This is a genomic window from Proteus mirabilis HI4320 (assembly GCF_000069965.1).
In the GTDB taxonomy this organism is placed as follows: domain Bacteria; phylum Pseudomonadota; class Gammaproteobacteria; order Enterobacterales; family Enterobacteriaceae; genus Proteus; species Proteus mirabilis.
In genome coordinates, this window is sequence record NC_010554.1 from 3,629,607 (window position 1) to 3,652,508 (window position 22,902).

The window sequence follows — 22,902 nt, forward strand, 5'->3', positions numbered from 1 at the left end:
GAATCTGGTTAGACGTTTTAACCTATGCGTGAGTTATTTTGCTCTTCAAGCATTAATGGCCAATGAACGTAGCTTTGTAACTGTATCTCTTCATGAAGATTTTCCGCACGTAAAGGATGTTCAGCGATCCATTGATGTGGCAAGGTAATGATTAATTTTTCATCTTCCGTACGTAAACGCAGTGCAGGTAAAGTATCATCACGACGACGACTGGCAAAAATAATTGCTAGGCGAAGTAAACGTACCAAGCGGTATGCTTGATTTATCGGTAGCGCATTTTGCTGATTCAAAGGTGCGAGATCGATAATCCCCTTCTGATTTCTTAAAAATGAGGCGATTAAACGTCGTTGCGCGGGTGTATAACCAGGTAAATCAAGGTGGGAAACTAAATAACTGGCATGTGAAGGCGCTTGGCGAAAATCAACACTTAAGCCGATTTCATGTAAGGCACAAGCGCTGGAAAGTAGCTCTCGACAGCGATTATCTAATTGCCAACTTTTACTGACTTGAATGAAAAAATGCTCTGCTAATTGTTGAACACGATGGGCTTGCTCAATATCAATTTGGAAACGGCGCTGAATATTACGCAAAGTACGTTGACGAATATCTTGCTCAATAGGTAAATGCAACATACCGTAGACTAAGCCTTCACGTAGTGCACCACCGGCTAAGATCATATTTTCAATATGCAGGGTTTCAAAAATAGCGATCAGAATGGCTAATCCGCTAGGGAAAACAAGCGCTCTTTCGAAAGTAAGGCCTTCGATTTCTAACTCTTCAAGCTTGCCACACTCAATGGCTTTTTGTTTCAGTCGCTCTAATTTAGGTAAGGTAATTAATTCATCCATTCCTTGAGCAATCATGATCTCTTGTAATGCTTGAACGGTGCCCGATGCCCCTACACAAACCTGCCAACCTTGTTGGATAAGTTTTTCTGCCACAGGTGCAAGGATAGCTTTTGCTGCCTGTTGTGCTTGAGCAAAGTTTTCTTCTGTTAATGAGCGATCGCTAAAATAGCGCTCTAGCCATGTTACACAACCCATGCTCAAACTCATTAGCTGTGTCGTTTTAGCCCCCGTACCGGTGACTAATTCTGTGCTACCGCCACCAATATCTACCACCAAGCGCTGTTCTGCACCACCCGTTGTATGGGCAACACCACGATAGATAAGGCGTGCTTCTTCCTCACCACTGATAACATGAACCGTATTGCCTAATATTTCAGACGCTTTAGCGACGAAAATATCTGCATTTTTAGCAATACGTAAGGTCGCAGTTGCAACGACTCGGATTTGTTCTGCGGGAATATCTCTGAGATATTCAGAAAACAGTCGCAAGCATTGCCAACCACGCTCCATAGCCTGCTCTGACAGCTCGTTTTCTTTATTTAGGCCAGCAGCAAGTCTGACTTTACGTTTAACGCGAGATAATACTTGGATAGATCCCGCGATTTCACGAACGACTAACATATGAAAGCTGTTAGAGCCTAAATCGATAGCAGCATAAAGTGATGAGGATTTCAGCATAATTTATGAGTGACTCGGGCGTTTATTACGGTTATTACGTTGAGTATTATTTCCTCTACGAGGTGCCGAATTATTACGACGAGGCTGACCTTGACGAGGACGATGACGACGTTTTGGCTCAGGTAAATCAGTTAATAATGCATCACTGTTATATTTACTAACAGGAATAGCATGTTGAATATAGGTCTCAATCGCCGGTAAATTCAACGCGTATTCTTCACAGGCTAAGCTAATTGAGTTACCACTTTTACCCGCACGTCCAGTTCTACCTATACGGTGTACATAATCTTCACAGTCATCAGGTAAATCATAGTTAAAGACATGTGTTACAGAAGGTATATGAAGACCACGAGCTGCAACATCGGTTGCCACAAGAATATCAATATTACCTTGGGTAAAATCTTCTAGGATACGCAGACGTTTTTTCTGTGGCACGTCACCTGTTAATAGACCTACGCGGTGTCCATCTGCGGCAAGATGCGCCCAAATATCATCACAACGATGTTTGGTGTTAGCAAAAATAATACAGCGCTCTGGCCACTCTTCTTCAATTAAGGTTTGCAGAAGACGCATTTTTTCTTCATTAGAAGGATAGAACAGCTCTTCTTTTATGCTAAACCCAGTTTTTTGTTCAGGTTCAACTTCTACATATTCAGGGTTATTCATCTGCTCGAAAGCTAACTCTCTGACACGATATGAGAGTGTGGCGGAAAAGAGCATATTCATACGCTCTGCGGCATTTGGCATGCGACGGAATAACCAGCGAATATCTTTAATAAAGCCCAGATCGTACATTCTGTCTGCTTCATCAAGTACGACAACTTGAATAGCGTTAAGATTAATGTGACCTTGTTTTACATAGTCAATTAAACGACCCGTGGTACCGATAACGATATCTACACCGTTATTTAATACTTTAAGTTGTTCGTCATAGCCATCTCCACCATAGGCTAGACCCATTTTAACACCAGTGCTTTGTGCTAAAGGTTGTGCATCTGTATAAATTTGCACAGCTAATTCGCGCGTTGGCGCCATAATCAGTGCACGAGGTTGATTCTTTTCATGCCCTTCTTTTGCAGGGTGAGTTAAAAGATAATGAAACGTCGAGGTTAAAAACGCCAACGTTTTTCCTGTTCCTGTTTGGGCTTGCCCAGCAATGTCATGACCTTTCACAGTGATAGGTAACGTCAATGCCTGAATTTGTGTACAATTAGAGAACCCTTTTTTCTCAAGGGCTTCTATCACTTTTGGATGCAAGGCGAAGTCGGAAAACTTCTTTTCTGTCAAATATGTTTTGCTCATAATGTAATAGAATATCAGTTATAGGTTGCATTACAAAAGGATATCCGCTGAAATGCTGATAGTCTTTTGTTATTTAATGTTACACTGGTACGGTCAATATTATTCTTTGGAGTAGAACAATGAGCGATAAAATCCTTCACTTATCTGACAACACATTCGATGTTGATGTATTACAAGCAACCGGCCCCGTGCTCGTTGATTTCTGGGCTGAATGGTGCGGCCCATGTAAAATGATTGCTCCTATTCTAGATGAAGTTGCAACAGAATACGCGGGTAAATTAACAGTTGCGAAGCTAAATATCGATGAAAACCCTGCGACAGCACCAAAATACGGTATTCGTGGTATCCCTACACTGATTTTATTCAAAAATGGTGCAGTTGCTGCGACTAAAGTTGGTGCATTGTCAAAAACTCAATTAAAAGAGTTCTTAGACGAAAACATCTAATTTGATTTAAAGCACCAAAATAACGAAGGACGTTTAGATCTTGTTGGTATTTCTGTTACTGACCGCTAGACGTCCGCTTCGAAGCATGATAAGTTAGCGCCACTTACTTACATAATATAGCGGATTTTATTGGTCATATGATATGACATGGTTAATAAGTCTGAGATATTAAATATCAGGTTCAGATTGTTAGAGCTTTGATATAAACTATTTGAATATTGTATTTGAATAAACTATAAGTAATCTGAATTCATCTAACCAGTCCGGTTGTCTTAGAATAATCTATAGTATTCAAGGAATATAATTTTTCTATATATGTTCCTAACCCATAACTGAAAGTACAATCATCTTGTTACGGCAATGGATGTCACTTTCTGGGGACAGTGTTGTGACTGGTCTATATAGCATTAACATGCTTTCTAACATTATCACGATGTTTATACTGATGTTATAAAGTAGTAATCTGTAATTTTACACATGACGAAACTGACAGCGATTCGCTGTTATACTATTCACGTTCATAGTTCGAGAGTTACCCCGAGTTATTAAGAACCCACCATTATGAATCTTACCGAATTAAAAAATACGCCGGTATCAGAACTGATAGCACTTGGCGAAAATATGGGGCTAGAGAACCTAGCTCGAATGAGAAAACAAGACATCATTTTCTCTATCTTGAAGCAACATGCCAAAAGTGGAGAAGATATTTTCGGTGATGGAGTGCTGGAAATACTACAGGATGGCTTTGGCTTCCTACGTTCCTCAGACAGTTCCTACCTTGCTGGCCCAGATGATATCTATGTTTCTCCAAGTCAAATCCGTCGTTTTAACCTTCGCACTGGTGATACCATAGCAGGGAAAATTCGCCCACCTAAAGAAGGTGAACGCTATTTTGCCCTCCTTAAAGTGAATGAAGTTAACTTTGACAAACCAGAAAACGCCCGCAGTAAAATCCTCTTTGAAAACTTAACACCATTACATGCTAATAACCGCTTACGTATGGAACGTGGTAATGGTTCTACCGAAGATTTAACTGCCCGTGTACTCGACTTGGCTGCACCTATTGGTCGTGGACAACGTGGTTTAATCGTTGCCCCACCAAAAGCGGGTAAAACAATGTTGCTACAAAATATTGCGGCCAACATTGCTCATAACTATCCTGATTGCGTATTAATGGTACTTCTTATTGATGAACGTCCTGAAGAAGTCACAGAGATGCAACGTTTAGTTAAAGGTGAAGTTATTGCCTCTACCTTTGATGAGCCAGCATCTCGTCATGTGCAAGTAGCGGAAATGGTTATTGAGAAAGCCAAGCGTTTAGTAGAACATAAAAAAGACGTTATCATTTTATTAGACTCTATTACTCGTTTAGCCCGTGCTTATAACACCGTAGTACCTTCTTCAGGAAAAGTATTAACCGGTGGTGTGGATGCGAACGCGCTACATCGTCCAAAACGTTTCTTCGGGGCTGCTCGTAATGTAGAAGAAGGTGGTAGTTTAACCATTATTGCGACTGCATTGGTTGATACTGGCTCTAAGATGGATGAAGTTATCTACGAAGAGTTTAAAGGTACAGGTAATATGGAATTACACCTGTCGCGTAAGATTGCAGAAAAACGAGTATTCCCAGCAATTGATTACAACCGTTCAGGAACACGTAAAGAAGAATTACTGACATCGCAAGATGAGTTACAAAAAATGTGGATCCTGCGTAAAATTATCCATCCAATGGGTGAGATTGATGCAATGGAATTCCTCATTAATAAATTAGCGATGACAAAAACAAATGAAGAATTCTTCGACTTTATGAAACGCTCATAAAGTGTTATTACAAAATTGAGAGAGACAACAAAAAAAGAAAAAATTGTGTTGATGATAGAAAAATAAGTGATATCACACCAATTTAGAGGTTGTTAAACTCATTTACTTTGTGTAATTAACGATATGATAAAAACGCCACAAGTCAGTGGCGTTTTTTTTACATTGGACTTAGGTCTTTTATTATCATCGCAAAATGATAATTTGGTATGTATATTGCATATTTATAGTTTTAATAAAAATAGCGATAACATCAATAAAAATAGTTAAGGAAAATTTATTATTGATAAAGGGTGGTGGGTTACTGAGTAAACTCGTCGTGGTACAAGCTGGAGAAAGAATAAAAAACACATGGATGGGTAAATAACCAGCTATATTTATTATAGAGAACAGTACTGTGGATATACTAAAAATGAGCACAAATGTTTTTTACGTGTTCCTATTTTCTTTCGCTTTCCTATTTGTAGCTCGTAAGGTGGCAAAGAAGATTGGACTCGTAGATAAACCTAACTATCGTAAACGACATCATGGGTTGATCCCCCTTGTAGGTGGGATTTCAGTCTATTTTGGTATTGTTTTCGCTTTTTATGTTTCAGATATCTACATTCCTCACAAAGAGCTGTATTTGATTTGTGCGGGGATACTTGTTTTTATCGGTGCGCTTGATGATCGTTATGATATCAGTGTCAAAATCAGGGCAACTATCCAAGCGTTAGTGGGTATTGCTATGATGGTATTCGGTGGTTTAAAACTTGAATCACTTGGTCATGCTTTTGGGCCTTGGGATATGCATTTAGGGCCTTTTGGTTATATCGTCACGCTATTTGCTGTTTGGGCTGCAATCAATGCCTTTAATATGGTGGATGGTATTGATGGTTTATTAGGCGGTCTTTCTTGCGTTTCGTTTGGTGCGCTGGGTATTTTACTTTACCAAAGTGGAAGCTCTGCACTTGCGTTTTGGTGCTTCTCATTTATTGCCGCGATTTTACCTTATATCATGTTAAACCTTGGTGTTTGTGGTAAAAAATTTAAAGTCTTTATGGGCGATGCGGGAAGTACGCTAATAGGCTTTACTATTATTTGGCTATTAATTTCCTCTACTCAAGTTGATCCTCATCCAATCAATGCGGTTACTGCATTATGGATCATTGCTATTCCTCTTATGGATATGGTGGCAATTATGTACCGCCGTTTACGTAAAGGAATGAGTCCTTTTTCACCAGACCGTCAACATATCCACCATTTAATTATGCGAGCAGGTTTTACCCCTCGCCAAGCTTTTGTTTTGATCACGCTTGCAGCCGCGGTGTTGGCCGCTATTGGTATTATTGGTGAAAACTTATCTTTTGTACCAGAATGGGTAATGTTGGCATTGTTTTTGCTTGCTTTTGTTATGTACGGTTATTGCATTAAACGCGCGTGGCGAGTCGCTCGTTTTATTAAACGATATAAACGTCGCCTACGTAAAGCGACACAACTTAAGCATTAAATAAGCAGAGGTCTTTTAACGTGATGAACTCGGAAAATAACGTCTCCCGACAGGGGTTTTCACCCGATAATGAACTCGATATTCGAGGTCTTTGTTGTGCACTATGGTCAGGAAAACGCTGGATAATAGGGTTCGCGCTGCTTTTTGCGCTGATTGCATTAGGGGCATCTTACTTGATGCAACCTAAATGGAGCGCTATTGCGATGACAGAGAGACCTACTGTGAATAATTTAGGTAGTTATTATTCTCAGTCTCAGTTCTTACGTAATCTTGATACGCAAATTAATCCGTCTGTAACTGTTTCTCAGTTAAGTATCCCTGATGAAGCTTATCAAGAGTTTGTAACACAGATTTCAGCTTTTGATACACGACGTGAGTTTTGGCTGCAAACGGATTATTACAAACAACGTAAAGAAAATGATGCGCAAGCAGACGCGGCATTATTAGATGAGCTCATCAATAATATTCAATTTACACCGGCTGATGAGAAGAAATTGGTTAATGATCAATTGAAACTCATTGCTGAAACGGCCAACGATTCGAGTCAACTGCTCAATGAATATATCGCTTTTGCGAATAAACGTGCGGCAGAGCATCTAAATGAAGAAGTGATTGCCGCATGGGCAACTCGAACACAATCGATGAAAGCCTTAGTGAAACGCCAAGAAATGGCCGCTCAAGCTGCTTATCAACGACAAATTAATTTACTCAAACAATCGATTAAAGTTGCTGAGAAACAAGGTATTTCTCAAAAACAGACCTCGATTGCGATAGATGAATTACCGGATTCGAAGCTGTTTCTACTCGGCGTGCCTTTATTGCAATCACAGTTAGAAACATTAATGGCAACAGGACCAGATTTTGATAGTGATTATGATCAAAATACGGCAATGTTATCCACCCTCGCGGTAGGTGCTAAATTACAAGATAACTTCCAAACTTACCGTTTCTTACGTACACCTGAAGATCCTGTGAAACGAGATAGTCCTCGCCGTGCCTTTATGATGGTGCTTTGGGGTGCTATTGGTGTTTTAGTGGGCGCGGGTGTGGCATTAGTCAGACGTAGTTCATTAAAAAAATAATCATTATTACCTTTTTATCATTTTAATAATAACGAGACATCAGGTGTATTTTCACCTGATGCCCCTGAGAATAAGGGCATATTGCTTTCCCAAAAATAAGCAATATAACAAAGAAAAAAGAGAGCCACTGTGAAAGTGTTGACTGTTTTTGGCACACGCCCTGAAGCGATCAAAATGGCACCTTTAGTGCACGCTTTAGCAAATGATGATTCGTTTGAGGCGAAAGTTTGTGTTACGGCCCAACATCGAGAAATGCTTGATCAGGTATTAAATCTTTTCGAGATCAAACCAGATTATGATCTCAATATTATGAAACCAGGACAAGATTTAACAGATATAACCTGTCGCATTTTAGAAGGTTTAAAACCTGTTCTAGCGTCATTTCAACCTGATGTTGTGTTAGTACATGGTGATACAACCACCACTATGGCGGCAAGCCTTGCTGCTTTTTATCAACAAATCCCCGTCGGTCATGTTGAAGCGGGATTACGTACCGGTAATCTCTATTCTCCTTGGCCAGAAGAAGCGAATCGGACAATTGCCGGCCATTTGGCGATGTACCATTTTGCTCCCACTGAAACTGCAAAGTTAAATCTGGTGCGAGAAGCGGTTGCGGATAAAAATATTTTTGTTACCGGCAATACCGTTATTGATGCGCTATTTTGGGTTAGCGAGCGAGTGATGGGAAATCAAACCCTGCTCGATGAACTTGCTGTGCAATATCCCTTTATTCAGCCAGAAAGAAAGATGATCTTAGTTACGGGACATCGCAGAGAAAGCTTTGGGGGTGGTTTTGAGCGCATTTGCCAAGCATTAGCAGAGATTGCATTGGCTCACCCCGATGTTGAAGTTGTCTATCCTGTTCACTTGAATCCTAATGTAAGTGAACCCGTAAAGCGTATTCTGCATGGAATTAATAATATTAAATTAATTCAACCGCAAGATTACCTGCCTTTTGTTTATTTAATGAACCACGCTTACCTTATTTTAACTGATTCAGGTGGTATTCAAGAAGAGGCGCCTTCATTAGGTAAACCTGTTCTTGTTATGCGCGATACAACAGAGCGCCCTGAAGCAGTTGAAGCGGGTTCTGTGCGTTTAGTGGGTACAGATACTAAACGTATTGTTAGCGAAGTAACCTCTTTATTGACAGACGAAAACGCATATCACCAAATGAGTAAAGCAACAAATCCTTATGGTGATGGTCATGCCTGCCAACGTATTCTTGAAGCATTGAAAAATAATCAGGTGACATTATGAGTTTTGAAACTATTTCTGTTATCGGCCTCGGCTACATTGGATTACCAACAGCGGCAGCTTTTGCCTCTCGTAAAAAAAGTGTTATTGGTGTGGATGTTAACCAACACGCTGTTGATACCATTAATAAAGGTCAAATTCACATCGTTGAACCTGATCTGGATAAAGTGGTAAAACAAGCCGTTGAAGAAGGGCATTTAAAAGCCTATACCACACCACAACCCGCAGACGCTTACCTTATTGCAGTTCCAACCCCCTTTAAAGGCGAACATGAACCCGATCTGGCTTATGTTGAAGCCGCTGCGCGTTCAATAGCACCTGTACTTAAGAAAGGTGATTTGATTATTTTAGAATCAACCTCACCCGTTGGAACAACAGAACAAATGTCACAGTGGCTTGCGCAGGCTCGTGAGGATTTAACTTTCCCACATCAACAAGGTGAAAATGCCGATATTGATATCGCTTATTGCCCTGAGCGTGTATTGCCAGGACAAGTGATGGTTGAACTTATCCGCAATGACCGTGTTGTGGGGGGCATGAACCGTAAATCATCAGAGCGTGCCAGCGAGTTATACAAAATTTTCCTTGAAGGTGAATGTGTTATCACTAATGCCCGTACTGCAGAGATGTGTAAGCTAACAGAAAATAGCTTCCGTGACGTGAATATTGCATTTGCTAATGAGTTATCCCTGATTTGTGCTGACCAAGATATTAATGTGTGGGAGCTAATTAGTTTGGCTAATCGTCATCCTCGCGTGAATATTTTACAGCCGGGTCCTGGTGTCGGTGGACACTGTATTGCCGTTGATCCTTGGTTTATCGTGTCTCAAAATCCTAAACAATCACGCTTAATTCATACTGCCCGTTTGGTCAATGATGGCAAACCTGTATGGGTTATCGACCAAGTTAAAGCCGCTGTGGCGGATTGTTTAACTGAAACCGGTAAACGTGCTAACGAGATCAAAATTGCCTGCTTTGGTTTAGCCTTTAAACCTAATATTGACGATTTACGTGAAAGTCCAGCAATGAATATCACCCAACAAGTTGCTAACTGGCATAGTGGGAAAACATTTGCTGTGGAGCCAAATATTCATGAATTACCGACTAAATTAAAAGGTATCACTGAATTAGTCTCTACAGAGCAGGCATTAAAAGAGGCGGATATTGTTTTAATGTTAGTCGACCATCAACAGTTTAAAGCGATACCTGGTAGCCAAGTTACCCAAAAATGGATTGTCGATACAAAAGGAGTATGGCGTTGAGACGTATTTTAGTCACAGGCGGCGCCGGTTTTATCGGCTCCGCGGTTGTTAGACATATTATTGATAACACCAATGACAGTGTCGTCGTGGTAGATAAACTGACTTATGCGGGAAATTTAGAGTCACTTGCCCCTGTGGCGAACAGTGAACGTTACGCGTTTGAACAGGTTGATATTTGCGATCGCGCTGCACTTGATAGTCTATTTGCGCAATATCAACCAGATATCGTGATGCATTTAGCCGCGGAAAGCCATGTTGACCGCTCTATTGATGGGCCTGCAGCGTTTATTGAAACTAATATTGTTGGTACTTACACCTTATTAGAAGCTGCACGTCATTTCTGGTCAGTATTACCTGAAGATAAAAAAGCGGCATTTCGTTTCCACCATATTTCAACTGATGAAGTGTATGGCGATTTAGAAGGAACGGATGATTTCTTTACTGAAACGACACCTTATGCACCAAGTAGCCCTTATTCAGCTTCTAAAGCATCCAGTGACCACCTTGTACGAGCATGGTTGCGTACCTATGGCTTGCCAACATTGATCACCAATTGTTCAAATAACTATGGCCCTTATCATTTTCCTGAGAAATTAATCCCGCTGATTATTTTGAATGCAATTTCAGGAAAACCACTGCCTGTTTATGGCAAAGGTGAACAAATTCGCGATTGGCTCTATGTTGAAGATCATGCCCGTGCATTGTATTTAGTGGCAACAACGGCTCAACCGGGTAAAACATATAATATTGGTGGTCATAATGAACGCCGTAATATTGATGTAGTGACAACTATTTGTGAATTGCTCGAAGAGTTGCATCCTAATAAACCTGCTGGTGTGGCGAAATATGTTGATTTAATTACCCATGTAAAAGACAGACCGGGTCACGATCTACGCTATGCTATTGATGCCGCTAAAATTGCAGCAGAGTTAGGTTGGAAACCACAAGAGACCTTTGAGTCAGGTATTCGTAAGACTGTATTGTGGTATTTAAATAACCAAACTTGGTGGCAACGAGTACTAGATGGCTCTTATGCAGGAGAGCGTTTAGGACTGGGTGATTGATTACGTGAAGGATAAATGATGAAAGGTATTATTTTAGCGGGTGGCTCTGGTACACGCTTACATCCGATAACGAAAGGGGTATCGAAACAGCTGTTACCTATCTATGATAAACCCATGATCTATTATCCGCTCTCAGTACTTATGTTAGCGGGAATTCGTGATATTTTGATTATCACCACTCCTGATGATCTCACTTCATTTCAACGTTTATTGGGTGATGGCTCTGCATTTGGTGTCCATCTGCAATATAAAGTTCAGCCATCTCCTGATGGCTTAGCTCAAGCCTTTATTTTAGGGGATGAGTTTATTGGTGATGAGCACTGTTGTTTAGTCTTAGGCGATAATATCTATTTTGGTCAAGGGTTTAGCCCCAAACTAAAACAAGTTGCTCAACGTCAGCGGGGCGCAACAGTATTTGGTTATCAAGTGATGGATCCGGAGCGCTTCGGTGTTGTTGAATTTGATGATGATTTCAAAGTGCTGTCAATAGAAGAAAAACCTCAACAGCCTAAATCGAATTGGGCGGTCACTGGGCTTTATTTCTATGATAACCGCGTGGTTGATTTTGCGAAAAAGGTGAAACCTTCTGTTCGTGGTGAGCTTGAGATAACCTCGATTAATCAGATGTACCTTGAGTGTGGTGAGCTTAATGTGGAGCTATTGGGACGCGGTTTTGCTTGGTTAGATACGGGGACTCACGATAGTTTAATTGAAGCCAGTACTTTTGTACAAACCGTTGAAAAACGTCAAGGTTTTAAAGTGGCGTGTCTGGAAGAGATCGCTTGGCGTAATGGTTGGTTAACTGACGAACAAGTCAGAGAAAGCGCAAAATCACTCGCCAAAACAGGTTATGGCCGCTATCTATTGGATTTATTACATGTCCGTCCTCGCCAATATTAATTATCTTGAGTGGGAGAGCGATTTTTTCTCCCTCAATACAGGCCGTCTTGAGTTTAGTGCTCAAGCGCCTGTTTTAACACAAGATAGGCTTGAGCAATTTACGGTTGTTCATGCCAAAGTTGCTTCCTATGATCTTCTACTGATTGATAACTTAACGCAATTAGGATTTCAATTCGCTGAAGGTGAAATAGATTTCAAATTGCCAATTGGCACAGAAAATGCTTGTGAAAATATTGCTGAAATACATTTTCGCACTGCCAATGAAACTGATATCCCATTATTAATGACAACGGCTTCTGCGGCTTTTGTACAAAGTCGCTTTCGAGCGCCATGGTATCAAGAAGGTGATAGCAGCCGTTTTTATGCATTATGGGTAAAAAAAGCGGTTTTAGGCACTTTCGATGATAGCTGTTTATTGACGATGGATCGCGAAAATAAGGTTACAGGGTTTGTAACATTACGTCGGATTTCTGAGAGTGAAGCAAGAGTGGGATTACTTGCTGTAATGCCCAATAGAACAGGACAAGGCATTGGTAAGCAACTGATGTCGGTGGCGAAGTATTGGTGTCAACAGCAAGGTCTATCAACCCTCTATGTTGCAACACAAATTAGCAATATTGCAGCTTCGCGTTTATATACACAAAGCGGTGCTTTAATTGATAGCACTACTTATTGGTTATACAGGGGATAATATGATTCCGTTTAATAAACCACCCGTTGTTGGCACAGAATTAGAGTATATGAAACAGGCGATGGAAAGTGGCAAGCTCTGTGGTGATGGCAACTTCACAAAAAAATGTGAAAAGTGGTTAGAAGAACAATTTCATTGTCATAAGACGCTGTTAACACCTTCTTGTACAGCATCGTTAGAAATGGCGGCTATCCTTCTGGATATCAAACCCGGCGATGAAGTGATTATGCCGAGTTTCACTTTTGTTTCGACTTCGAACGCCTTTGTTTTACGTGGTGCAACTATTGTGTTTGTCGATATTCGTCCAGACACCATGAACCTTGATGAAACAAAAATTGAAGCGGCGATTACGGAGAAAACGCGTGCGATAGTGCCCGTTCATTACGCAGGTGTTGCCTGTGAAATGGATACCATTATGGCGATCGCCAAAAAGCATAACCTGTTTGTCGTTGAAGATGCTGCGCAAGGGGTAATGTCGACTTATAAAGGTAAAGCCTTAGGAACTATCGGTCATATTGGTTGCTATAGCTTTCATGAGACGAAAAACTATTCATCAGGTGGTGAAGGTGGGGCAACACTGATTAACGATCCGGCTTTAATTAATCGTGCGGAAGTGATCCGTGAAAAAGGCACCAATCGTAGTCAATTTTTCCGTGGGCAAGTTGATAAATACACTTGGCGTGATATTGGCTCTAGCTATTTGCTGTCTGATTTGCAAGCCGCTTATCTTTGGGCGCAACTCGAACAAGCCGATAAAATTAATGAACGTCGTTTAGCATTCTGGCAAATCTATTACGATGCATTAACGCCGTTAGCCGAACAAGGTTTGTTAACATTGCCTGTTGTACCAGACGGTTTAGAGCATAATGCCCATATGTTCTATATTAAACTTAATGATATAGAGCAGCGTACGGCTTTTAATGAGTATATGAAAGCACAGGGCGTCTTAACGGTATTCCACTATGTATCACTGCATACGAGTCCTGCCGGAATGAAGTTTGGTCGTTTTGATGGTAAAGATATTTTCACTACACAAGAGAGTGAACGCTTGGTGCGCTTACCGATGTTCTACAACATGACTGAAGAAGAGCAGCAAACCGTTATTCATCATATTCGTCATTTCTTTGCTTGATATGTCGTTAGCTAAAGCTTCAATTTGGACAGCTGGGTCAACCTTGATAAAAATCGGGGCTGGCCTGTTGGTCGTAAAGTTATTGGCGGTCTCCTTTGGTCCCTCCGGAGTGGGACTTGCGGGTAACTTCCGCCAATTAATTACCGTTCTTGGTGTACTGTCAGGGGCGGGTATTTTTAATGGTGTAACAAAATTGATTGCGCAATATCAAGATGATGCAATACAACGCAAAAATGTGTTGGGTACATCATCATCAATGATATTGCTGTTTTCTACACTACTTGCCATTTTATTTCTTATTTTTACCACACCAATTAGTCGCGTTTTATTTGGTGATGACTATCTGCAATATCTAGATATTGTCAGAATGGTTGCCTTTATTCAGATGGGTATTGCCTATGCCAACTATTTTCTGGCGATATTAAAAGGTTATCGAGATGCATCTGGAAACGCTTTAGCGATTATTGCGGGAAGTTTAATTGGTGTTATTGCCTATTATCTCTGTTATCTCATTGCCGGTTATCATGGTGCATTAATTGGCTTAGCTTTAGTACCTGCACTGATTTTATTGCCAGCGATGGTTATCTTAATAAAACGTAAGCGTTTTGCTCTCAGTGAATTAAAACCAAGTTGGGATAAGGCTATCGCTAGTCATCTTGGTAAATTTACCATTATGGCGCTACTGACTTCTATCACTTTACCCGTCGCTTATATCATGATGCGTAACTTGTTAGCAGAACATTATAGCTGGGATGATGTTGGCATTTGGCAAGGGGTTAGCAGTATATCGGATGCTTATCTACAATTTATTACAGCATCATTTTCTGTTTACTTATTACCCACACTTTCACGATTAACGCAAAAAAGTGAGATAGCCAAAGAGATAACCAAGTCACTGAAATTCGTCTTGCCAGCGGTGGCAGTGGCTAGTTTTATGGTTTGGTTATTGCGAGATTTTGCCATTTGGTTGCTATTTTCTGAAAAATTTATCGCTATGCGAGAGTTATTTGCTTGGCAACTGGTTGGTGATGTGTTGAAAGTAGGGGCTTATGTTTTTGGCTATCTGGTGATTGCAAAGGCTGCTTTGCGTTTTTATATTCTGACAGAAGTGAGCCAATTTGCCTTATTAACGCTTTTTTCACGCTGGCTTATTCCTGAACATGGTGCTTTAGGTGCAGCTCAAGCCTATATGGCAACCTATATTATTTACTTCCTTCTCTGTAGTTCTGTTTTCGTGATTTATTGCAGGCGCAAATGACAACTTTGATTTACGTACTAGGTTCAGACATTGTGCATCATAACAACACAATGTTACGCTTTTTTAACGACCACCTCGTGACTGAGGCGGCATTAACGTATAAACCTCGTTTTATCGTTGCCAGTAAAGATAACTCGTTATCATCACTTTATCCTCATTTAGAGATTGAGTGTTTAGCGGATAAAAAACAAGTCGCGCAGAGAGTGGTAGCATTAGCTAAAGCAGATAGAAAACAACGTTTTCTATTTCTGGGGCAATTTAATGCGCCTATTTGGCTTGCTTTATTGATGGGCAAAATTAAACGTCATCAATTCTGGTGGCATATTTGGGGTGCTGATCTTTATCAGGATGCTAAGCAATTAAAATTTAGACTGTTTTATCTATTGCGTAAACTTGCGCAAAAACGGGTTGGACGTGTGTTTGGTACACGGGGTGATCTAAATTATTTTGCTCAATCAAATGTTAATATCCCCGCGAATTTGCTCTATTTCCCAACAAGAATGGATCCGGCGTTGACGCTTACAGAAAAGAAGGCCGTTGATCCTCAGCATATTACTATTGTATTAGGTAACTCAGGCGATAAATCTAACCGCCATATCGATGCTTTAAATGCGATTGCTGAACAATTTGGTCATAAAGCAAAAGTGATCATTCCTATGGGATATCCCGCTAATAACGAGGATTATATTCAGCAAGTATCTGATGCAGCGACAAACTTATTTCCAACAGAACACGTTGAGATATTACGACATAATCTTGCCTTTGATGATTATCTCGCACTCTTAAAAACCTGTGATTTAGGTTATTTTATTTTCCAACGTCAGCAGGGTATTGGTACGTTATGCCTGTTGATCCAATTTGGGATCCCTTTTGTGATTAGCCGTCAAAATCCATTTTGGCAAGACTTAACAGAGCAAAGTGTTCCCGTTTTCTTCTCTGGTGATAAACTTGATGTGGCGTTAATTGAAGAAGCGCAACGTCAATTATTGCTACTGGATAGGAAGAATATTACCTTCTTTGCACCTAATTTTATCCAAGGTTGGAAGCAATTGATTGAGATGAGCACAGGAGACACCCAATGACATTGGCGCAATTGGGGGGATTAACCCTTGTCTACTTTATCTCGTTGGGGTTTATTTTATTACTGACCTACCAAGAGTTTCGTCGGGTACGCTTTAATTTTAATGTCTTCTTTTCCATGCTTTATTTGCTGACATTCTATTTTGGCTTTCCATTAACTTGTTTATTAGTCTTTCAGTTTGATGTGGCAGTTGTTCCTGTCGATGCCTTATTACACGCTCTATTAGCCGCTACTAGCTTTTATGCGATTTATTATGTCACTTATAAGGTAAGATTAAGAAAAGCCTCTAGCGAGCCTTCTAGGCCGTTATTTACGATGAATCGGGTAGAGACCAACCTAACTTGGATACTGTTAGCGTTAATTGCTATCGTCACTGTGGGCATATTTTTCTTACAAAATGGCTTCTTACTCTTTAAGTTGAAAACATATAGCCAAATTTTTTCAAGCCAAGTATCAGGTGTGGCGCTAAAACGCTTTTTCTATTTTTTTATTCCTGCAATGCTGGTGGTCTATTTCTTAAAGCCCACACAACAACGTTGGCTTTTTTTCCTTTGTGCGACGGTCGGCTTTGGCATTTTGACCTATGTTATCGTCGGGGGAACACGCGCAAATATCATTATTGCGTTTGCACTATTTTTATTTATTGGCATCGTACGTGGTTGGATAACCTTATGGATGTTAATTGCTGCAGGTGTGATGAGCATTGTCGGTATGTTTTGGTTAGCACTAAAACGTTACGGGCTTGATGTCAGTGGTGCCGAAGCTTTTTATACCTTTTTATATCTGACTCGCGATACCTTCTCTCCTTGGGAAAATCTTGCATTATTGTTGAATAATTACGACAAAATCGAGTTTCAAGGACTCGCACCTATTATTCGCGATTTTTATGTGTTTATCCCTTCATGGGTTTGGCCACAAAGACCAGATGTCGTACTAAATTCAGCAAACTATTTTACTTGGGAAGTGCTTAATTATCATGCAGGACTTGCCATTTCACCAACGTTAATTGGCTCCTTGGTGGTGATGGGGGGCGTTGTATTTATCCCCTTAGGCGCGGTGGTTGTTGGGCTTATTATTAAGTGGTTTGATTGGCTCTATCAGCAGGGTTTAAATGAACACAATCGCTACAAATCTGCCATTCTTCAAGCATTTTGCTTTGGTGCTATTTTTAACATGATTGTTTTAGCGCGTGAGGGCGTTGATTCGTTTGTGTCTCGCGTGGTCTTTTTCTGTTTAGTATTTGGTGCCTGTTTAATTGCAGCCAAACTCCTGTATTGGTTATTTGAAAGTGCAGGATTAGTTCGTCACTATGTTATTAATCAAGTGCGCAATAAACCTCGTTTAGAACAAAAGGAAAAGTAATGGATACAAATTCAATTCCGAAGTATTCCATCCGTGGGCACAATATCTGGGGATTTAAAGATATGGCGCATTTTTTGGATTATCTTTATCAAGGTGCGCAAATTAAAAGTGGCTCTTTAATTGCGATTAATGCAGAAAAAATCTTAACCGCAGAAACAGATAAAGGCCTAAATCAGTTATTAGATGAAGCGGATTATTTGTACGCCGATGGCATTAGTGTTGTTCGCGGCATTCGACGTAAATATCCTGATGCACAAGTGTCTCGTATTGCGGGAGCCGATTTATGGGAAGCTTTAATGGAGCGTGCCGGGAAAGAAGGCACACCGGTCTTTTTGGTTGGTGGCAAACCTCAGGTATTGGCGCAGACGGAAAGTAAATTAAAGGCACAATGGAATGTGAATATTGTCGGTAGCCAAGATGGTTACTTTACGCCACAAGATAGAGATGCACTTTTTGAACGTATCAAAGCTTCTGGGGCAAAGATTGTGACCATTGCCATGGGCTCACCTAAGCAAGAGCTATTTATTCGTGCTTGTCGGCAAGTACACCCAGACGCGTTATATATGGGCGTAGGTGGCACTTACGATGTTTTTACAGGACATGTTAAGCGTGCGCCAAAAGCGTGGCAAAATTTAGGCCTAGAGTGGTTATATCGTTTACTGTCACAACCTAGCCGGATCAAGCGCCAATTTAAGTTATTAAAATTTGTTGGTTATTACTATTCCAATAAATTGTAAGTTGCGTGAGTATTTTTTGTCGGCAATAAGTGTTAAATAGCAAAAATCGCAATCTTTACTGGTATCTTGATTGTTTGATTATTATACTAATGGGGCGTTGAGTGGGTAAAAACGCTCCATTTATCGACGAAATGCACAAACTATCGTCAAACAAACTTTTTTTTTCAAAAAGCACTAGACAGACAGTGCGTAAATCCGTACTATCCTCTCCCGCAACGGCGTGAAGCGCCCGTAGCTCAGCTGGATAGAGCGCTGCCCTCCGGAGGCAGAGGTCTCAGGTTCGAATCCTGTCGGGCGCGCCATTAAAGCGTGCTAAGAGTTACGGTGAAGAGCGTTGTTGTAGAAGTAGTAAGATAGCTGTTATGGTGGCTATAGCTCAGTTGGTAGAGCCCTGGATTGTGATTCCAGTTGTCGTGGGTTCGAGTCCCATTAGCCACCCCATCTTATCTTAGTTTTTGTTTATGCGAGGGTGGCGGAATTGGTAGACGCGCTAGCTTCAGGTGTTAGTGTCCTAACGGACGTGGGGGTTCAAGTCCCCCCCTTCGCACCATAAACAAGATAAGAGCAGTCATTCAGACGGCGAGTAGCGCAGCCTGGTAGCGCAACTGGTTTGGGACCAGTGGGTCGGAGGTTCGAATCCTCTCTCGCCGACCAATAAGAAAAAGCCTCGATATATATCGAGGCTTTTTTGCATTTATTATCAAGCTATTGACAGCAATATTGTCTTATTTCATTTATATTGTTGTATCTTCCTTTTGTCCTTTCTCTTTTGTCCTTTTGCTACTGTCCTAAGCACAATAGACCGTTTATCTATGATTCATGATTAAAGCAGGTTGTTGGCTCTTTTAGTTTAAAAAGGGAGATCATTAGGCTATTTGTTTACAGGGCAGTGTAAGTATATTAGTTAAAGATTATTAATAATTTGTATTACCGCCTGATTTTATACTACATAAAAAGAGCATCATGAGAAAGTTAAATAATTTATGTAACCGTATGAATTTAAATGAAATATTTTTTATTGTCGGTAAAAAACAACACATGGCAAATTTGATGTCGCTAAAAGGTGACATATAACTCAATGATTTTTATATATTATATACTGGTGTTCGCTTAACTGTCGTGAAACAGAGACGAGTTGGCAAATTTATTTTTTCTTTTTTATTTAACAATAGCCTGATAAAAATACGCTCTCTGATCTTTTATATTTTAAATACGCCATACAGGCGAAGGCGCCTAAAAAATTCAATTAGTTAGTTTTATGCTGTTTGGGAATTAATTTTTTATTGGCGGAAAATACAAGTTGGCACGCTAAATGCATTACTTATTCTGTAGATGCTCATTCCACTCCTTATGACAGCATATGACTTCATAAACCTAGGAATGATGCAGAGCCGATTATCGGTGCCTACGTCCACGTTATCGATGAAACACCATTCATCACCAACAGGACGAAACGTTGAGTGAGGCACCATCCGTCTGTAGACCTGATTGTATATTTTATGCACCTGTATTTTTTAATACGGGTGTTTTTTTGTCTGTTTTTTATCTCATCCCTTTTGAATTGATAACACTATCACGCTATTATCCAGCGCAAGGGTAAATAGGGGGTAGCATCACGATGATAAATAACCAAAAAGCGTATCTTGCGCAAGAAAGGCTCTTTTTGATAGATAAGTTTGGCCCATTATTGTTTTTTTTGATCCCGCTGATCATGCTGATTATCGGTGGAAAATCATGGGCGAAGTATGTCGCTTTTCTGTGTCAGGGGATCGCACTGATTTATATCGTGGTGTTTTACCAAGCAAGAAAATATTATTTGTCATTTCAACATGAAAATAACAAAGGGATACCTTATCGTTTTTATCGTATCGCTTGGGTCTATTTATTTTTAATTTTGTGTCTTGAAGTAGTACTACTGGTTCAACACGCTTTTTAAAAGTAATAAAAAACCCTCAATTTTGTGTTTGAGGGTTTTGGTCAATAAATGAAATGATGTATTTATTGCAGTGCTTTATTTGTTTTAGGCTCGTCAAAAATAACAGAGTCTTTTTTTAACGTCATTAATAGCGCATCTTTGCGTACTTTGGCTGACTCAACTGATTTATTCTGTTTATCTAGCACATCAGCCAACCACGCAAAATCATGAACATCTGGACGCTGTTTTAATGCATTGCGAAATGCTGTTTCTGCTTGTGCCCATTGCCCTTGTTGCATGGCAATTTGACCGACGGTGCTATTGAGTAATGGTGTCGGACCATGTTGTTTAATTAGTGAGTTAAGCACTTTTAATATTGAGTCTGGATCGCTGTTTTTTAAGCGCGGTAACAATAAGATCAGGCGTTCATCATAGTGACGTTTGATCCCATCTAAAATGATCGTCTGCGCAGTTTGCGGATCGTTGCACTCAATAAGGTGTTCTGCTAATACAAATCGTAGTCCATTATCATGTTGGATCTTACGAGGCTGTGCCTTCCACCAATTTTTCAGTCCATCACAACCATTTTCGGACATCTTCTGTCCCATCAGCCCAATATAGGCTTGTTGACGTAATTGCTCTAATTCATCATCTGTATGTAGGGCTATTTTCTGCATTGAAGGGATGATATCAAGTAGTGCTTGCCAAGCTTCTGTACGTATATACGCAGTTTCTGCTAAGCGTAATACTTCCGGATGACGAGGCACTTGATTGAGTAATTCATCAACCCCAGTACGAGCAGCATGGTTTTCATTTTGTGCCAGTAAAATGCGCACTCGGGTAATATCAACGGGTAACTGATTGGTATCAGCAAGCTCAGAAGCTCGCTCCAGATGTTGCTGTACTCTAAACTCATCACCCCGTTGTTGTGCTGCTTCTGCTGCTAGTAAATAGTTTACTACAGGTTGTTCCGCATAATCGGCATTGCGGCTCATCAGCTTTTCTACTTGTTTGAAATCACCTTCCGCAAGTTTCATTAATGCTAACCGTGTTTGTTTACGTGCTCGGCTGCGTTTGCGCAAAGAGAACCAACTATAGGCTTTAGAGCCTGTACCAATAAAACGACGATAACACCAGCCAAGCAAGAGCAATATCAGTTGCAGTAGGACAAACATGATCACAAGACTGGTAACGCTAGTTTCAATATCCCAATTATCGGTTTGTATAAAGACATAACCTTGATGACCCGCTAATACAGGGCCGAAGATTATCCCTGCAATCAATACCACAAACAGGAGTAAGATCTTGAACATAAATTTATTCTCCTTGTGGTGCTACGGTTGTTGATGTCGTTGTTCCTGATGTTGCACTATCTTGTGCTGCATCAACCGCATAAGGGGCTTGTGTAGCTTCGGCATCTTTGGCTTCAACCGCTTCTGGCTGTGATGTCTCGTTTTGGGTCAGCAAATTACGGATCTGCTTTTCTACTCGTTTTTCTAACAGAGAGAGGCTTTTTAATTCTGTTGGCATTGCAAGAGTAATAGGCTGCTTTTCAAGCTCATTAATACTGTCTAAGAAAGCCGTTGTATTCGGATCGGTGGTATCAAAATAGGCGCGTACCCAAGTAGATACCGCTTCTAATGATTGTTGATAAATCTCTGTTTGATGGCGAGGCACCGCTTGAGATGCAATTAATAAACGAGAGCGGATATTTTCTCGCAGATAAATATCTTGGTTTGGAGCTAATAGTGGAATAGCGGTACTGTCTCGACGACGGATAGTAATAAAGTCATCCATAAAGCTTTTCCAGCTTTTACTGAGGTTTTGCTTCCAGTCAGAAAGCGAGCCTGAAATGGCTTCATCATTTTTATCCATCGGTGAGCCATCACGCTCAAATCCAGATAAGCGTAGGTTATCAACCTGATTAGCTAACTGATTTAATTGTAAAATAGTACCATCATTATCAATTTTGCTCAGCGCGGCTAAGTTGCCAATATCTTCATTAATGGCGCGGCGAATGGCCAATAAGCTTGGGTCATTCATTTCTGCTAAGCTACTATCAGCGCCTTTTAATAAACTTACCGCTGTGACGACATCTTGGTCATTCCATAATTTGCGGCCCGCCATTTTTACCATAAAATCAGCTTGTGCTAATAGCCAGCTCTTTACATCTGCACTTGAGATAGCCGCAAATTGCGTTTGTAAATTTTGGATTTGACGCTCAGTAACTTGGCGTTCATTTTGCAGTTTATCAATAGTGAGTTTTTGTGAGTTAAACTGACTGTCAATATTGTCAAAACGTTGTTGATAAGTATCTTGCAATTGTTGTAATTGTGCCAATTGTGATTTTAGCGATTGGTTTTCTGTACTTAGTTTAGTCGCTTGTTGAGTGGTGTAATAATAAAGACCACCACCGATTGCCAGAATAACGAGGATCGCAACGGCACTCCCTATCAAACCTGAACGCTTATTGTTTACAGGTTTTACTTCTTGATAGCGGATATCGTCATCAGCCTTTGATGTACCATTCTGCAAGTCATTTTCATTCGTATTTTTCTGTTCCGTCATATCGGCGTCTCA

General features: G+C 40.5%; 19 protein-coding genes and 4 tRNA genes. 19 read left to right on the forward strand and 4 right to left on the reverse strand.

Annotated features, from left to right (window positions below; all coding sequences use genetic code 11):
- Window positions 1-17: 17 nt before the first annotated feature.
- Window positions 18-1,526, reverse strand: coding sequence for a guanosine-5'-triphosphate,3'-diphosphate diphosphatase (gene gppA, locus PMI_RS16460; RefSeq protein ID WP_004246357.1), 1,509 nt, complete (start codon window positions 1,524-1,526; stop codon window positions 18-20).
- Between the two features lie 3 nt (window positions 1,527-1,529).
- On the reverse strand, window positions 1,530-2,828 hold the full coding sequence (gene rhlB, locus PMI_RS16465; protein WP_004246356.1) for an ATP-dependent RNA helicase RhlB: 1,299 nt from the start codon (window positions 2,826-2,828) through the stop codon (window positions 1,530-1,532).
- Between the two features lie 119 nt (window positions 2,829-2,947).
- On the opposite strand from rhlB, the gene trxA reads away from it, so the two are divergent.
- The 19 genes from trxA to PMI_RS16560 all read left to right on the forward strand — a co-directional run bounded on the left by trxA (window position 2,948) and on the right by PMI_RS16560 (window position 20,343).
- The gene (trxA, locus tag PMI_RS16470; protein WP_004246355.1) at window positions 2,948-3,274 is read left to right on the forward strand and encodes a thioredoxin TrxA; all 327 of its coding nucleotides are present in this window, start codon (window positions 2,948-2,950) and stop codon (window positions 3,272-3,274) included.
- A 561-nt stretch (window positions 3,275-3,835) separates the two neighbouring features.
- Window positions 3,836-5,095, forward strand: a complete 1,260-nt coding sequence (gene rho / locus PMI_RS16475; RefSeq protein ID WP_004246354.1) for a transcription termination factor Rho — start codon at window positions 3,836-3,838, stop codon at window positions 5,093-5,095.
- 394 nt (window positions 5,096-5,489) lie between these two features.
- Window positions 5,490-6,581, forward strand: a complete 1,092-nt coding sequence (gene wecA, locus PMI_RS16480) for a UDP-N-acetylglucosamine--undecaprenyl-phosphate N-acetylglucosaminephosphotransferase (RefSeq protein WP_004246352.1) — start codon at window positions 5,490-5,492, stop codon at window positions 6,579-6,581.
- 23 nt (window positions 6,582-6,604) lie between these two features.
- On the forward strand, window positions 6,605-7,663 hold the full coding sequence (gene wzzE, locus PMI_RS16485; RefSeq protein WP_004249670.1) for an ECA polysaccharide chain length modulation protein: 1,059 nt from the start codon (window positions 6,605-6,607) through the stop codon (window positions 7,661-7,663).
- A gap of 129 nt (window positions 7,664-7,792) precedes the next feature.
- Window positions 7,793-8,923, forward strand: coding sequence for a non-hydrolyzing UDP-N-acetylglucosamine 2-epimerase (gene wecB / locus PMI_RS16490; RefSeq protein WP_004246349.1), 1,131 nt, complete (start codon window positions 7,793-7,795; stop codon window positions 8,921-8,923).
- Window positions 8,920-10,182, forward strand: a complete 1,263-nt coding sequence (gene wecC, locus PMI_RS16495) for a UDP-N-acetyl-D-mannosamine dehydrogenase (RefSeq protein ID WP_004246348.1) — start codon at window positions 8,920-8,922, stop codon at window positions 10,180-10,182. The genes wecB and wecC overlap by 4 nt, the downstream gene beginning before the upstream one ends.
- Complete coding sequence (gene rffG / locus PMI_RS16500) at window positions 10,173-11,246, forward strand: dTDP-glucose 4,6-dehydratase (protein WP_012368702.1); 1,074 nt, start codon at window positions 10,173-10,175, stop codon at window positions 11,244-11,246. The genes wecC and rffG overlap by 10 nt, the downstream gene beginning before the upstream one ends.
- Before the next feature lie 18 nt (window positions 11,247-11,264).
- A complete protein-coding gene (rfbA, locus tag PMI_RS16505; RefSeq protein ID WP_004249667.1) occupies window positions 11,265-12,146 on the forward strand; it encodes a glucose-1-phosphate thymidylyltransferase RfbA in 882 nt (293 codons plus the stop codon).
- Window positions 12,124-12,837, forward strand: coding sequence for a dTDP-4-amino-4,6-dideoxy-D-galactose acyltransferase (rffC, locus tag PMI_RS16510; protein WP_004249666.1), 714 nt, complete (start codon window positions 12,124-12,126; stop codon window positions 12,835-12,837). Before rfbA ends, rffC begins: the two co-directional genes overlap by 23 nt.
- A gap of 1 nt (window position 12,838) precedes the next feature.
- The gene (gene rffA, locus PMI_RS16515; RefSeq protein ID WP_004246343.1) at window positions 12,839-13,969 is read left to right on the forward strand and encodes a dTDP-4-amino-4,6-dideoxygalactose transaminase; all 1,131 of its coding nucleotides are present in this window, start codon (window positions 12,839-12,841) and stop codon (window positions 13,967-13,969) included.
- A gap of 1 nt (window position 13,970) precedes the next feature.
- Window positions 13,971-15,227: a lipid III flippase WzxE gene (wzxE, locus tag PMI_RS16520; RefSeq protein WP_012368703.1), complete on the forward strand. Its 1,257-nt coding sequence runs from the start codon at window positions 13,971-13,973 to the stop codon at window positions 15,225-15,227.
- Window positions 15,224-16,309 carry a TDP-N-acetylfucosamine:lipid II N-acetylfucosaminyltransferase gene (locus PMI_RS16525; RefSeq protein WP_004249664.1) on the forward strand — a complete coding sequence of 362 codons (1,086 nt, stop codon included), beginning with the start codon at window positions 15,224-15,226 and terminating at the stop codon, window positions 16,307-16,309. Before wzxE ends, PMI_RS16525 begins: the two co-directional genes overlap by 4 nt.
- Complete coding sequence (gene wzyE / locus PMI_RS16530; RefSeq protein WP_004246340.1) at window positions 16,306-17,670, forward strand: ECA oligosaccharide polymerase; 1,365 nt, start codon at window positions 16,306-16,308, stop codon at window positions 17,668-17,670. The genes PMI_RS16525 and wzyE overlap by 4 nt, the downstream gene beginning before the upstream one ends.
- The gene (gene wecG, locus PMI_RS16535; RefSeq protein WP_004246339.1) at window positions 17,670-18,407 is read left to right on the forward strand and encodes a lipopolysaccharide N-acetylmannosaminouronosyltransferase; all 738 of its coding nucleotides are present in this window, start codon (window positions 17,670-17,672) and stop codon (window positions 18,405-18,407) included. Before wzyE ends, wecG begins: the two co-directional genes overlap by 1 nt.
- Window positions 18,408-18,632: 225 nt before the next feature.
- A tRNA-Arg gene (locus PMI_RS16540) sits at window positions 18,633-18,709 on the forward strand.
- Window positions 18,710-18,772: 63 nt separating this feature from the next.
- Window positions 18,773-18,848: transfer RNA gene (locus PMI_RS16545), tRNA-His, on the forward strand.
- Between the two features lie 22 nt (window positions 18,849-18,870).
- Window positions 18,871-18,957: transfer RNA gene (locus PMI_RS16550), tRNA-Leu, on the forward strand.
- Between the two features lie 27 nt (window positions 18,958-18,984).
- Window positions 18,985-19,061 (forward strand) — tRNA-Pro (locus tag PMI_RS16555).
- Window positions 19,062-20,025: 964 nt separating this feature from the next.
- The gene (locus tag PMI_RS16560) at window positions 20,026-20,343 is read left to right on the forward strand and encodes a hypothetical protein (protein ID WP_012368704.1); all 318 of its coding nucleotides are present in this window, start codon (window positions 20,026-20,028) and stop codon (window positions 20,341-20,343) included.
- 62 nt (window positions 20,344-20,405) lie between these two features.
- On the opposite strand, the gene hemY is transcribed toward PMI_RS16560, so the two are convergent.
- Together hemY and hemX are read right to left on the reverse strand one after the other, a co-directional pair.
- Window positions 20,406-21,635: a protoheme IX biogenesis protein HemY gene (gene hemY, locus PMI_RS16565; RefSeq protein ID WP_004246334.1), complete on the reverse strand. Its 1,230-nt coding sequence runs from the start codon at window positions 21,633-21,635 to the stop codon at window positions 20,406-20,408.
- 4 nt (window positions 21,636-21,639) lie between these two features.
- Window positions 21,640-22,890: a uroporphyrinogen-III C-methyltransferase gene (hemX, locus tag PMI_RS16570; protein WP_004246333.1), complete on the reverse strand. Its 1,251-nt coding sequence runs from the start codon at window positions 22,888-22,890 to the stop codon at window positions 21,640-21,642.
- Window positions 22,891-22,902: the final 12 nt, after the last annotated feature.